This window comes from Marinitenerispora sediminis (genome assembly GCF_003336425.1).
Taxonomy (GTDB): Bacteria; Actinomycetota; Actinomycetes; order Streptosporangiales; family Streptosporangiaceae; genus Marinitenerispora; species Marinitenerispora sediminis.
Genome location: NZ_QEIO01000032.1, coordinates 1 through 12,041 on the forward strand (window position 1 = coordinate 1; position 12,041 = coordinate 12,041).

Below are 12,041 nucleotides of genomic sequence, written 5' to 3' on the forward strand. Positions count from 1 at the left end.
ATACCCGGTCCCATTTCGAACCCGGTCGTTAAGCTTCTCAGCGCCGATGGTACTGCCCTGTTGGGTGGGAGAGTAGGTCGCCGCCGAACATCTTTTTTTGGGGGGTCGCCCTTTGGGGCGGCCCCTCTTTTTTGTTGTTGTGGTGTGGGGGTGTCTGTTGGGCGCCCCTCTTTTTTGTGGTTCGGGGCGGGGTGGCCAGGTGCCGCCGGTTGCGCCGCAGTCCGCCGCCCCGCATCGCATAGCCTGCGACTGTGCGGTCGGAGGAAGGGACGGGGTCCGTCGCGGCAGAGCCGGCGGCGGAGGTGTTCGGGCTGGGTACGCCGCAATCGTGGTACCGCGAACGCGCGGTGCCGGCGGCCTGGCGGCATGTCGCCCGCTGCTTCTGGGAGCAGCGCATCGGTTCGGGGGAAACGCCCTATCGGCAGCGCGTACTTCCGGACGGCTGTGCTGATGTCATCGTCGACGCGTCCGGCCGCGCCGTCGTGGTGGGTGCGGCCTCCCGAGCCGCGTTGGCGTCGGGTCTGCCGGGGAGTGTGGCGCGCGGCCTGCGCCTTCGGCCGGCCGGAGTGCGTGCGGTCCTGGGGGCGTTCGCCGCGGAGCTGCGCGATCGCCAGCTGCCGTTGGACGCGGTCGTGGCCGGCCCCCTGGCTCGGGAGCTGGCCGGAACGGTGGCCGCGGCGGCGACTGCCTCCCGCCGGGTGCAGGACCGGTTCGTCGCGGCCGAACCCGACCGGAGGGTCGAGACGGCCTGCCGGCGGCTGTGGAACTCCGCCGCGATCGACGTCGCCGACGTCGCCGCCGACATCGGGCTGTCCGCTCGGCAACTGCGCCGGCTGCTGCACGCTGACGTGGGCGTTGGGCCGAAGACCTTCCAGCGGGTGGGGCGTCTGCATCGCTTCCTCACGATCGCGGAGCGCCGGGGCGCGCCGTGGCCTCTGGCGGAAAGCGCGCTCGCCGCCGGATACAGCGACCAGGCTCATCTGGGGCGTGACGTGCGGGAACTCGCGGGGACGACGCCGCTGCACCTGCTTCGGGAGCGGGAGGTGGGCTGGCGGACCGCGACCGAGGTCGTCGCCGACTCCGCGATGCCGCCGCCTCCGGCGGAGTGACGCGGGTGGCCGGGACGCGAATTCGCATGCCGTAAAGTGAGAGAGATCTGAGTATCACCCTGCGCTGCTACGGTCGAGTGGCAGCGCTTTTGACTGTTTACGGACGGGACATGACTGACGACAGCCGATCGGGGGGCCGCGACGGCTCCGGAGCCCGCAACCACGGAGGTTACCGCTCCGGAGGCGGTGCGGGCGGCAGGGGCGACAGGTCCCGGTCCGGCTTCGGTCGAGGCGGCGAGCGCGGCGGCTATCGCGGCGGATCCAGCCGCGGTGGCTGGTCCAAAGAGGGCCCGCGTTCGGACCGCCCGGACGACCGCACCGATGCGCGGAACGGCGATGGCCGGCGCGAGTGGTCGGACCGCCGCAGCGACCAGCGCCCGGGCGCCCGTGACGATCGCGGTGGCGGGCGCGAGGGCTATGGCCGTCGCGAGGATCGGGGCGGCTGGTCGCGTGATGGCGGCCGTCGCGATGACCGTGGTGGCGGGCGCGAGGGCTACGGGCGCCGCGATGACCGCGGCGGTGGACGCGAGAGCTATGGGCGCCGCGATGACCGCGGCGGTGGACGCGAGAGCTATGGGCGCCGCGATGACCGCGGCCTTCGGGAGATCGGCGGTCCGGGAAGCGTTTCGAGTCCGGACGCGGCCCGCGTCGCGACTTCCGCGACCGGTCCGATGCTCCGCGCGAACCGCGGGAGGCAGCCCCGGCGCTGCCCGACAACGTCATGCCCGGGGAGCTCGACTCCGAGATCCGCAGCGAACTGAGCACACTGCCCCGCTCGCTCGCCGACATCGTCGCCCGCCACCTCGTGGTCGCCGGGCGGCTGCTCGACGAGGATCCGGAGCGGGCCTACGCGCACGCCGCCTACGCACGGAACAAGGCGTCCCGCGTCGGCGCGGTCCGGGAGGCCTCCGGGCTGGCGGCCTACGGGGTCGGCCGCTGGCAGGAGGCGCTCGCGGATCTGCGCGCCGCCCGGCGGATGAACGGGCGGTCCAGCTACCTGGCTGTCATGGCGGACTGCGAGCGCGGCCTGGGCCGCCCCGAGCGGGCACTGGAGATGGCCCGTTCTCCGGAGGCGCGAGACCTCGACATCGCGGACCGCATCGAGCTGCGGATCGTGGCGTCGGGAGCGCGTCGCGACATGGGCGAGCCGCAGGCCGCACTGGCGGAGCTGCAGGGGCCGGAACTCAAGGAGCGGCGGGCCCGCCCGTGGGTGGCCCGGCTGTTCTACGCCTATGCCGATGTGCTGCTGGAGCTCGGCCGGGAGGCCGAGGCGCGCGAGTACTTCGCCCGGGCCTCCGCCGTCGACCAGGAGGGCGTGACCGACGCCGACGAGCGCCTGGCGGAGATCGAGGGCATGGAGATCGTCGACATCGGGGACGACGTCGTGTGGAGCGACGCCGAGGACCCCGACACCGGCGAGGAGCCTGAGCCCGCCCGGCCGGAGGCCGCCGAGCGTACCGAGCCCCGCCCTGAGCCCGAGCCCGAGTCCGCCGCCGCTGACGGCGAGGCGGACGCTGACGGCGAGGCGGAATCCCCCGCCGTGGCGGAGGAGGAACCGCGTCACGACGCCGCATCGGAACGGGAGGACGCCCCGGCTGAGAGCGCCAGTACCGGGGAGACCGCCGGCGAGGGCCGGCCGTCGGACTCAGCGACGGAGACCGCGTCCCGCCCGGAGGACGGCCCCCGTCCGTGACCACGGCCTTGGCGGCCGGCGGATGCGCCCGGCCGCCAGGGGGATCCGTGCCCGCGGTCCGCATGGTGAAGCGGTCCCTGCGCCGCCGTGCTCGCCTTCGAGCGCGGCGGCCGGGGAACGGGGAGCCGGCCCGCACGACCCGGCGATAGCCGTGGCTCGGGGAACGCGCGTCGCAGCGGGCGCGGCGATGGGTTCCCCGTTCGGACGGTGGGTGGTCCGGGAGGCGGCTCGCGCCGGGGCACGGTGACGTGCACGGCCACTCCGGGGCCCGACGCGGCCTGGAAGCGGCGGGACGCGAGCGCGCCGATCACGCCGCCGGCCCGCTCGATGCTGGCCCGGCCCTCGTCGGCGCAGCCGACCCGCCTGCTCGAAGTGCCTCATCGCGGTTCGAGCGGCAGGACGCAGGCGGGGCACCAGGTCGGCCGTGCCGTTCGCGACAGGCCGGCGGCCCGACCGGCCCGGCGCTGGCCCGCCGGGCGGACGAGGAGCGACGGCGCGGGCGGCTGGCCTGGGAGGCCGGACGTCGGCGACACTGGGAGCATGCCCGAACTGCCCGAGGTGGAGGCCCTGCGCGGATTCCTGGCCGAGCGCGCTGTGGGGCGCGTCGTCGCGCGGGTGGACGTCGCCGCCGTGTCGGCGCTCAAGACCTATGACCCGCCGGTGTCGGCGCTCGGCGGACTGGCGGTCACCGGAGCGGCGCGGCACGGGAAGTTCCTGGACCTCGATGTGGACGGGCTGCACCTCGTCGTCCACCTGGCACGGGCGGGGTGGCTGCGCTGGAGTGACGGGTTGCCGGTGCATCCGCCGCGGCCCGGGCGCGGGCCGCTCGCCCTCCGGGTGCACCTGGACGACGGGTCGGGGTTCGATCTGACCGAGGCCGGCACCCAGAAGCGGCTGGCGGTGTACGTGGTGCGCGATCCGGCCGACGTGCCCGGTGTGGCCGCTCTCGGGCCGGATCCGCTGGGGCCGGAGTTCGACGGGGCCCGGCTCCGGGACATCCTGGCGGGGCGGCGCACCAGGATCAAGGGCGTGCTGCGGGACCAGGAGCTCGTCGCGGGGATCGGCAACGCCTACTCCGACGAGATCCTGCACGCCGCGCGGATGTCGCCCTTCGCCGTCGCCGGGAACCTGTCGGAGGAGGAGGTGCGCCGGCTGCACGCGGCGATCCGGGCCACGCTCGCGGCCGCCGTCGAGAACGCGCGCGGCCTGGCCGCGGCCGACGTCAGGCGGGAGAAGCGCGGCGGTCTGCGGGTGCACGGCCGGACCGGCGAGCCGTGCCCGGTGTGCGGGGATACGATTCGGGAGGTGTCGTTCGCCGACTCCGCCCTGCAGTACTGCCCGAGCTGCCAGACGGGCGGTCGGCCGCTCGCTGACCGCCGGATGTCCCGGCTGCTGAAGTAGCCCCCCATCGAGGCCCGTGATCTCTGAGATGTCCTTCCGACCGCCGCTGAACGGCGCGACCGTCCGGCTCGGCGCGCTCCCGGCCGCGCACGACTCGGTCGTGGTGCTGCTGTTCGCGGGGGACCGGCCCGTGCTGGTACGCAACCGGCGCCGGGCGTGGGAGTTCCCCGGCGGCCATGCGGAACCCGGCGAGACGATCGGGGACACCGCCCGCCGCGAGGCGCGCGAGGAGGCCGGTGCGGAGCTCGGAGAGGTGCACGTGGTGGGCCACTACGTGCTGGCGAGCGGGCATGTCACCGTGGTGACGCACGCCCAGGTGGCGAGCCGCGCACCGCTGAGTGGCCGGTTCGAGACGGTCGAGGTGCGGGAGTTCGACGTGCTCCCGCCGGACCTGTCGTGGGACGACGGGCTGTACGCGTACCTGCTCACCGAGATCGGGCTGCCGGGGGCGCCGTAGCCGCCGGGTGGACGTCGCGGGTGCTACCGGGGGCCCGGGCCCGCGGGGCCGGCGGTGAGGGTGAGGCCGTCCGGGATCGCGGCGAACGCGGCGCGCAGGTCGGCGGCCAGGCCGGTGCGGGTGGCGGGTCCGGGGCGGGACGCCCAGGCGTCCAGCGCGCAGTCGACCGCGGTGAGGAGCATGCCGAGGGCCAGGCGGGGGCGCGGGTCGCCGGGGTCGGGCAGCGCCAGCCTCTGGCGGAGGATCGCGATGGCGGCCCGGCTGGTGCGGTTGCAGAAGTGCAGGCTGTGCGCTTCGACGGCGGGTACCTGGGAGATGAGGCGGCGGCTCGCGCGGAGGCGCTCCGTCCAGCCGTCGGCGGCCATGCGGCCCACGGTGGCGAGCATCGTGTCCTGGAGCTGGTGCAGGACGGGCCGGCCGTCCGGCAGCCGGGTGGAGAGGTCGTCGAGGACGGCATGCCACAGGTCCTGGACGGGCGCCAGGGCGACGTCCTCCTTGCTGGCGAACGTGCGGAAGAACGTCCGCTTGGACACCTCGACCGCCTCGCACAGCTCGTCGAGCGTGGTGGCGTCGAAACCGCGTTCCGTGAACATCCTCAGGGCGGTGTCGACGAGCGCCTGGCGGGTGCGCAGCTTCTTGCGCTCCCGCAGCGGCAGGCGCTCGGTCGCGGGTGCCGGCGGAGGGCTGGTGCTCGTCACCGCACCAGTGTACGACGAAGTGCCTATTGCGCCTTGTAGGCTTGTGCCACTCAGTGGCACAACAGAGTGCCGCGGTGGTCCGGAGAGGTATGTGCTGTGCGCGCTCTGCTTGTCGACCGTTCGGTTCCTGGCGGCCTGCGCCTCGGTGAGGCGCCCGACCCCGAACCCGCCCCGAACCAGGCACTCGTTCGGGTGCGGGCGACCTCGCTCAACTACGGCGAGGTGAGCGCCGGCCCGGAGCAGGCGCCCGAGGGCACCGTGCTGGGCTGGGACGCGGCGGGCGTGGTGGAACGGGCCGCCGCGGACGGCTCGGGGCCGGCGGCGGGCACCCCGGTGGTGACGTTCGGCATGGCCGGCGCATGGGCGGAACTCCGGGCCGTCGACACCGGCGCCATCGGGGCCGTGCCCGCAGGGGCCGACCTCGGCGCGGTCAGCACCGTCCCGGTGGCGGGCGGGAGCGCGCTGCGCGCGCTGCACCGGCTGGGGCCGCTCCTGGGCCGGCGGGTGCTGGTCACGGGGGCCACCGGCGGTGTGGGACGCTTCGCCGTCCAGCTCGCCCGGCGCGGCGGCGCCCACGTGGTGGCCTCCACCGGCGACCCGGCCGCGCACGGGGACGACCTGCGGAGGCTGGGAGCGCACGAGGTGGTGGCAGGGCCGGCCGAGGTCGGCGATCCGGTGGACGGGGTGGTGGAGCTCGTCGGCGGCCCCCAGTTGGTGGACGCCTACGACCGGCTCGCCGGCGGAGGGACACTGGTGTCGGTGGGGCACGTGACGGGGGAGGGCGAGTACTTCCCCTTCGGGGCGCTGTTCGGCAACGACGGGCGGCACGACCGCTCGATCGTCACCTTCTACCTGGGCGCCGCCGACGGCCTGCCCCGGGACCTCACATGGCTGGCGGCGGAGGTCGCGGGCGGCGGGCTCGACCCGCAGATCTCGTGGCGCGGCGGCTGGGACCGGGTGGGGGAGGCGGCCGAAGCCCTGCTCACCCGCCGGCTGCACGGCAAGGCGGTGCTGGAGGTGGCCTGACGGCCCGGGGCGGGCGGCCTCGGGGCCGCGTACCCGAGGCCGCGTGCGGCGTCCGTCAGAGGTCGATACCGAAGGTCATTTCGAGGGCTTCCTCGACCATCTCCTCGGCGTCGCCTTCGACGACGGCCTCGGCGAACTCGCCGAGGTCCTCGAAGTCGGGGTCCATGTGTCCTCCAGTGGGGTGAACGCGTCCGGCCGGCTCCGGATCTCGTGGTTTCGGGGGCCGCGCCCCCGGGTGGTGGGCCACATCTTCGCGCATACCGGTGGCGGGGTGCCACACCGGGACGCCCCACGGCGCCGGGTTTCGGAGGCCGGCGGCGCGGGCCGCGCGGGCGCCGACGCGGCGCGCTTCACCGCTCGCGCGTGTGCAGCACCTCGGTGGCGATCGGCCGGTAGCCGAGCCGGGCGTTGACCGCGAGCATGGGCCCGTTCGCGGCGTCGTTGAGCGTGTAGGCGGTGCGGACTCCGCGGTCCCGGGCCCGGTACAGCGCCATGGTCTTGGTGTAGGCGGCCAGGCCGCGGCCCCGCGCGGCCGGCACGGTGCCGGTGAACGCGGACGCGCAGGTGCGCCCGCCGTCGGTGGTGAGGGTGGCCACGCCCGCGGCCCGTCCGTCGAGCAGCGTGACCACGCTCAGCTCACGGTCCAGGTCGGGATCACCCCGCAGGCGGTCGCGCCACACGTCGTAGGTGAGCCCGTCGAAGGAAACGGCGCTGGGCTCGTCCGCCAGGCAGGACGTCTCGATCTCGTGCAGGGGCCGAGGACCGTCCGCGAAGTCCGCGTAGCTGAGCAGCCGCACCCCCGCGGGCGCGGGCGGAACGGGCGGCAGCGTCGCCAGGTCGAGCCGCTGGGCGCGGGACTCACCCCGCTCCACGAATCCGTGCCGGCGGGCGAACGCGCGGGAGGCGTCGTCGCCCGCGCCCCAGAGCCGCGTCGCCGCCGGCTCAAGGGCGTGCAGGTGCCGCTCCACCGCGTCGGCGAGGGCGCTGCCCACGCCGCGGCCGCGGTGGAGGGGATGCACGGTGAGCCGGACGTACACGTGGCGGGGGGCGGAGCTGAACCCGTTGGGTTCGACCGCGGCGTATCCCGCGACGGCCCCGCCGTGCTCGGCGACGGAGGTCGTCGGCCGGTCGTGGCCGGACGCGGCCGAGAACCGCCGGCGGAAGGCCGCCGCGCTGGTGACCACCTGCGGTTGCGCCGCTCGCGCCACCGCCACGGCGGCGGGCGCGTCGGCGGGCCGGTGGTACGGGTCCATGGGGGGCCGCCCGGGCCCCGCCGCGCGCGTGCCGGGCGGCGGGCGCGACGGGTGCCGGTGTTCCGCGGCGGGGTCAGTCCCTCCCGCGTGCCAGCAGCCGGGTGCGGGTGCGGACCCCGGGGCTGGTGGCACGCAGCGCGTCGACGAGCGCGGTGCCGACGGCCAGGACGTCGTCGTCGGTCAGCGGGTCCAGGGCGTCGATGACGAACACGGCGCGGGTGGTGGACTCGGTCAGCCGGGTGCGCACGCACTGCCGCCAGTTCCACCGCCGGCAGGTGACTCCCGCGTCGTCGCGCCAGACGACCTCGCCGGGCGCGGGGTGCTCGACGGCGGGCTCGCCGGCGCTCATGGTCTCGAACGCCTCCTCGCCGGTGGCGCGGACCAGGCGCAGGGGCCCGGTGTAGCGGTCGATGTCCTCGCCGCCGAGCGGGGCCGTGTGTGCGACGGAGACGGCGTTGTAGGCGTCGGTCAGCCGGTCCACGCGGGGCAGGCCGTCGGCCGCGCGGCGCAGCAGCGCCTCGACGCTGGTCCGGGTGCGCTGCGGCTTGGCGCCGAAGGCGCGGAACGCCGCGCGCCAGGCGGCCACGTGCGCGAGCTCCTCCGGCGCGGTCCCCGCGAGCCGCAGGCGGGCCTCCTCCTCGGCGTGCGCGAGGAGCTTCTCGCTGGTGTCGTCGCTGGGGCCGGGGCGCAGGTCCTCGGCCGCGACCAGGAGGGCGCGGTAGTCGGGCCGCAGTTCGAAGACGCTGTCGTCCACGTGCGCGTGGTCCAGCCACGTCGCGAGGTCCTGGGTCACGGTGTCGCCTTTCGGGGTCGGTCACCGGGCGCGACCGGGAGGTGCACGGTCATGACGAACTCGCAGGCGGCGTCGCCGGCGCAGGCGTAGCCGTGCGCCACGTCGGAGTCGAACACCGCGGTGGCGCCGGCCGGGACGGTCTCCTCGGCCGTCCCGATGGTGAGCACGAGGGTTCCGTCCAGCACGGTGACCGTCTCGTGCACGCCGCTGGCGTGCGGCGCGCTGTGGTGGCGTTCGCCCGGCAGCATGCGCCACCTCCACAGCTCGACCGGTGCGGGCCCGGTGGTGGTGAGCAGCAGCCGGACCTCGCCCCCGGCGGGGCCGCGCCACAGCGGGGGGATGTCACCGGCGTGCACGACGCGCAGGCGGGGGACCCCCGCGGGTTCCACGATCGCGGACACGGGCACGGCCAGCGCGTCGGCGAGCCGCACGAGTGTGGAGAGGCTCGGGTTGCCGGATCCGGCCTCCACGGCGACCAGCGCGCCCTTGCTGATCCCGGCACGGGAGGCGAGCTGGTCGAGCGAGAGGCCGTGCCGGGCCCGGGCGGAGCGCACGTTGTCCGCGACCACCGCGGCGACGGTCCGGTCGGCCAACGCGGTCCTCCTCGCCGGTCGTTCTGGTGAACATTCGGTCGTTATGGTGACCAGTCTAGTGCGCGCCGGAAGCGCCGGCGACGGCCGGACGCTCCAGGCAGGGTCAGGCCGGCCCCCGGGCGGCGCGCTGGTCGGCCGCCACCCGGTCCAGCCAGTGCGCGATCCCCGCGACGTTGCCCTCCACCCCGCTGAGGACGTCCAGCACGCCCTGCGACCCGGCCTGGTCGGGCGCGCCGGCGCGGTACCGGCTCACCACGCGCTCGCGCACCATCGCCACCGCGTGGTCGAGGTCGCCGCCGGTGTCGCGCGCCTCCCGCACGGTCTCCACCCACAGGCGCAGCTCCGCGCCGGCCGCGTCGAGCGTCTCGCCGACCGCCTCCACCGCGCCGAAGTGCGAGAACATCAGGCGCCGCGGGGCGATGTCGCCGAAGAGCCGCAGCGAGCCGAGCGCCGCCTCCAGGTCGAAGTCGGGTGGCGGGGTGGCGGGCCGCACCTCTCCGGTGTCCGGGCGGTAGACGCCCAGCGCGTCGCCGACGTAGAGGTCGCCGGTCGCGGAGTCGACCAGCCCCACGTGGTGCTTGGCGTGCCCGGGGGAGTAGTGGGTGGTGAGCCGGCGGCCGGCGCCGAGGTCGACGTCGCCGGTCTCGGCGACCGCGCGGATCCGCGCGGCGTCGGCGGGGCGTATCTCGCCGAACAGCACGTCCAGCCGCTCGCCCCACACCTGGCGGGCGCTGCTCATCAGCCGCGCCGGGTCGGCGAGGTGCCGGGCGCCGCGCTCGTGGACCACGATCTCGGCCTCGGGGAACATGGCGGCCACGTCGCCGATCCCGCCCGCGTGGTCGAGGTGGATGTGGGTCACCGCGATCGTGGCGAGGTCGCGTGGACCGACCCCGAGGGCCCCCAGCGCGTCCCGCAGCACCGGCGCGGACCCGGCCGTGCCCACCTCCACGACGCAGGGCCGCTCCGTGCGGATCAGGTAGCTGGAGGTGATGCCCGGGTACCCGGCCATCCGGGTGTCGATGGCGAACACCTCGCCGCCCAGCGCGACCACGCCCTCGGGAAGCCCCTCCGCGTCCGCGTCCGCTCCGTTGCGCACCCGCCTCGTCTCCTCACTCTCGGCTCGCTCCGGCCCAGTCCGGAGTCCTGGCCGCGCCGCCGGCGGCGTGCGAGCCGGACGCCGCGGCCCGTCCGGGCCGCTCCGGCGGCGCCCCGGCGGCTCCTCCACGCTAGTGGACGCGCCCGGCCGGGGGCCGACGGACCTGCCGGGTGCGCGCCCGCGCGACGTCTCGATCGGTGGAACGCGCCGCCGAGCTGCGGGAAAGCGAGTTATCCACAGGCGGGAGATCCGGCCTTCCGAGACGCCGCGCAGACGTCGATCCTGGAGACGGAAAACGGCATTCCGCCGGCGTCGCGGGTGCTATCGACCCATCACTGGAGGACCAGCATGCAGCAGTCCGGTACCGCCCCTTCCGCTTCCGCATCCGCTGCCGCCCTCACCGTGCGCCGCCCGCCGGCGCCGGGCCGGGGACCGGCCCCGGCGGACGGCCGCCGCGCCGAGGTCCGGCGGCAGCCCCTCGGAGGAGCCGGGCACCACGGCCACCGCAACGAGGTCGTGCTGGTCGGCCGGGTCACCGCCGAGCCGTCGGTGCGGGAGCTCCCCAGCGGCGACCAGCTCGTCACCTGGCGCGTCTCGGTGAGCCGGCCGCCCGCCGAGCAGCGGCCCAACCAGGCGGCCGACCCCATCACCTGCGTGAGCTTCCTGCCCGCGATCAAGGAGGCCACCCGCGACTGGCGCATCGGCGACCTCGTCCGGATCAGCGGCGCGCTGCGGCGCCGCTTCTGGCGGGCGCCCGGCGGGTCGGCGAGCGTGTTCGAGGTCGAGGCCAAGACGGTCGCGCGCGCCGAGCCCGCGGCGCCGGCCGGTCACCAGCCCAGCTGAGCCAGCGGCTCCCGGACCGCGGCCTGGTCCGCGCCGCCCGGGGCGGACCAGGCCGCCGCGCACAGGGCGCGCAGCCCGTCCAACCGGTCGCCGTGGCCGGACAGCTCCAGCCGTCCCGCCCGGCAGGCCGCGGTCCAGCCGCCGCACCGCGCACGGCCAGCCGCCACCCCGGTCGGCGGATGGCCGAGGTTGACCCCGCCGATGTCGTGGGCCAGGTAGGAGGGACGGTGCCGTGGACCGGCGAGCAGGAGCTGAGCGGGGGTCGTCACTCCCGACAGCACCAGCAGGCTGTCGACCCCCCGGTTCGTCGCCCCCTCGATGTCGGTGTCCAGGCGGTCGCCGACGACGAGCGGGTTGCGGGCGCCGGTCCGGCGCACGCCCTCCTCGTGCAGCGGGCGTTCCGGCTTGCCGGCCACCAGCGGCTCCGTGCCCGCCGCCTGCGCGATCACCCGCCCGAACGAGCCGTTGCCCGGTTGCACGCCCCGGTCCAGCGGCGCCGTGCTGTCGCCGTTGGTCAGCACGAACAGCGCGCCCGCCATCACCGCCAGCGCCCCCTCCACGAGCAGGTCGTGGCCGAGCCGCGGAGAGTAGCCCTGCACGACCGCCACCGGCTGCTCGGCGGCCACCGTGACCGGGCGCAGGCCGTGCTGCCGCAGCGCCTGGCGGAGCCCGGTGTCGCCGACGGCGAGCACGGCCGAGCCCGCCGGGAACCGCTCGGCGACCAGGCGGGCCGCGGCCTGCGCGGAGGTCACCACCTGCCGCACGGTCGCCGGCACCCCCATGCGGGTGAGCCGCTCGGCGATGGCAGCCGGAGTGCGCGCGGCGTTGTTGGTCACGAACGCCACCCGCATCCCGCCGGCCTGGGCCTTCTCGATGGCCTCCGGTGCGGCCGGCACGACGCGGCCGCCGATGTAGACGACTCCGTCCAGGTCCAGCAGCGCGGCGTCGTAGCGGGTGTGCAGCGGCTGGTCGGCGGCCTTCAGCGTGATCGCGGTCATCTGCCCGTAACTGTCTCGACGGCGGCGGGGTGCGGCGCCCGGCCGGGCCGGAACGGTCGCGCTCCGGGGCCGCTGCCCGCG

The 12,041-nt window shown here is 75.9% G+C and carries 12 protein-coding genes and 1 rRNA gene; 7 read left to right on the plus strand and 6 right to left on the minus strand.

The features are described from left to right. The 5 genes from rrf to DEF28_RS08670 all read left to right on the plus strand — a co-directional run. Positions 1–89: ribosomal RNA gene (gene rrf / locus DEF28_RS08645) — 5S ribosomal RNA — on the plus strand; the annotation flags it as partial. A 162-nt stretch (positions 90–251) separates the two neighbouring features. Further along, positions 252–1,109: a helix-turn-helix domain-containing protein gene (locus tag DEF28_RS27250; protein WP_147280308.1), complete on the plus strand. Its 858-nt coding sequence runs from the start codon at positions 252–254 to the stop codon at positions 1,107–1,109. A gap of 721 nt (positions 1,110–1,830) precedes the next feature. Continuing rightward, complete coding sequence (locus DEF28_RS08660; protein WP_114397160.1) at positions 1,831–2,802, plus strand: hypothetical protein; 972 nt, start codon at positions 1,831–1,833, stop codon at positions 2,800–2,802. A gap of 540 nt (positions 2,803–3,342) precedes the next feature. Beyond that, positions 3,343–4,203 carry a DNA-formamidopyrimidine glycosylase family protein gene (locus DEF28_RS08665; RefSeq protein WP_114397161.1) on the plus strand — a complete coding sequence of 287 codons (861 nt, stop codon included), beginning with the start codon at positions 3,343–3,345 and terminating at the stop codon, positions 4,201–4,203. 28 nt (positions 4,204–4,231) lie between these two features. Beyond that, positions 4,232–4,660 carry an NUDIX domain-containing protein gene (locus DEF28_RS08670; protein ID WP_114397162.1) on the plus strand — a complete coding sequence of 143 codons (429 nt, stop codon included), beginning with the start codon at positions 4,232–4,234 and terminating at the stop codon, positions 4,658–4,660. Positions 4,661–4,683: 23 nt separating this feature from the next. Here DEF28_RS08670 and DEF28_RS08675 read toward each other — a convergent pair whose 3' ends face one another. Beyond that, positions 4,684–5,358: a TetR family transcriptional regulator gene (locus tag DEF28_RS08675; RefSeq protein WP_114397163.1), complete on the minus strand. Its 675-nt coding sequence runs from the start codon at positions 5,356–5,358 to the stop codon at positions 4,684–4,686. 96 nt (positions 5,359–5,454) lie between these two features. Here DEF28_RS08675 and DEF28_RS08680 point away from each other — a divergent pair, with 96 nt between their 5' ends. Further along, positions 5,455–6,384 (plus strand): zinc-binding dehydrogenase, encoded by a 930-nt coding sequence (locus DEF28_RS08680; protein ID WP_114397164.1) that lies wholly within the window; start codon positions 5,455–5,457, stop codon positions 6,382–6,384. Between the two features lie 350 nt (positions 6,385–6,734). Here DEF28_RS08680 and DEF28_RS08685 read toward each other — a convergent pair whose 3' ends face one another. From DEF28_RS08685 to DEF28_RS08700, 4 genes are all read right to left on the minus strand, one after another. Then, positions 6,735–7,637, minus strand: a complete 903-nt coding sequence (locus tag DEF28_RS08685) for a GNAT family N-acetyltransferase (RefSeq protein ID WP_114397165.1) — start codon at positions 7,635–7,637, stop codon at positions 6,735–6,737. A 73-nt stretch (positions 7,638–7,710) separates the two neighbouring features. Continuing rightward, positions 7,711–8,430 (minus strand): B3/B4 domain-containing protein, encoded by a 720-nt coding sequence (locus DEF28_RS08690; protein ID WP_114397166.1) that lies wholly within the window; start codon positions 8,428–8,430, stop codon positions 7,711–7,713. Then, on the minus strand, positions 8,427–9,023 hold the full coding sequence (locus DEF28_RS08695; protein ID WP_114397167.1) for a helix-turn-helix domain-containing protein: 597 nt from the start codon (positions 9,021–9,023) through the stop codon (positions 8,427–8,429). Before DEF28_RS08695 ends, DEF28_RS08690 begins: the two co-directional genes overlap by 4 nt. Positions 9,024–9,126: 103 nt before the next feature. Continuing rightward, positions 9,127–10,032, minus strand: a complete 906-nt coding sequence (locus DEF28_RS08700) for an MBL fold metallo-hydrolase (RefSeq protein WP_114397182.1) — start codon at positions 10,030–10,032, stop codon at positions 9,127–9,129. 435 nt (positions 10,033–10,467) lie between these two features. Here DEF28_RS08700 and DEF28_RS08705 point away from each other — a divergent pair, with 435 nt between their 5' ends. Then, positions 10,468–10,962, plus strand: a complete 495-nt coding sequence (locus DEF28_RS08705; protein WP_114397168.1) for a single-stranded DNA-binding protein — start codon at positions 10,468–10,470, stop codon at positions 10,960–10,962. On the opposite strand, the gene DEF28_RS08710 is transcribed toward DEF28_RS08705, so the two are convergent. Continuing rightward, positions 10,947–11,951 carry an HAD-IIA family hydrolase gene (locus DEF28_RS08710; RefSeq protein ID WP_114397183.1) on the minus strand — a complete coding sequence of 335 codons (1,005 nt, stop codon included), beginning with the start codon at positions 11,949–11,951 and terminating at the stop codon, positions 10,947–10,949. The two genes, DEF28_RS08705 and DEF28_RS08710, sit on opposite strands and share 16 nt — an antisense overlap. Between the last annotated feature and the right edge of the window lie 90 nt (positions 11,952–12,041).

What these genes read in the sequence shown, in the direction of transcription:
- DEF28_RS08660 (WP_114397160.1), top strand. Translation starts at nt 1,831, where the DNA reads ATGCCCGGGGAGCTCGACTCCGAGATCCGCAGCGAACTGAGCACACTG.
- DEF28_RS08670 (WP_114397162.1), top strand. Translation starts at nt 4,232, where the DNA reads ATGTCCTTCCGACCGCCGCTGAACGGCGCGACCGTCCGGCTCGGCGCG.
- DEF28_RS08700 (WP_114397182.1), bottom strand. Translation starts at nt 10,032, where the DNA reads ATGGCCGGGTACCCGGGCATCACCTCCAGCTACCTGATCCGCACGGAG.
- DEF28_RS08705 (WP_114397168.1), top strand. Translation starts at nt 10,468, where the DNA reads ATGCAGCAGTCCGGTACCGCCCCTTCCGCTTCCGCATCCGCTGCCGCC.
- DEF28_RS08665 (WP_114397161.1), top strand. Translation starts at nt 3,343, where the DNA reads ATGCCCGAACTGCCCGAGGTGGAGGCCCTGCGCGGATTCCTGGCCGAG.
- DEF28_RS08685 (WP_114397165.1), bottom strand. Translation starts at nt 7,637, where the DNA reads ATGGACCCGTACCACCGGCCCGCCGACGCGCCCGCCGCCGTGGCGGTG.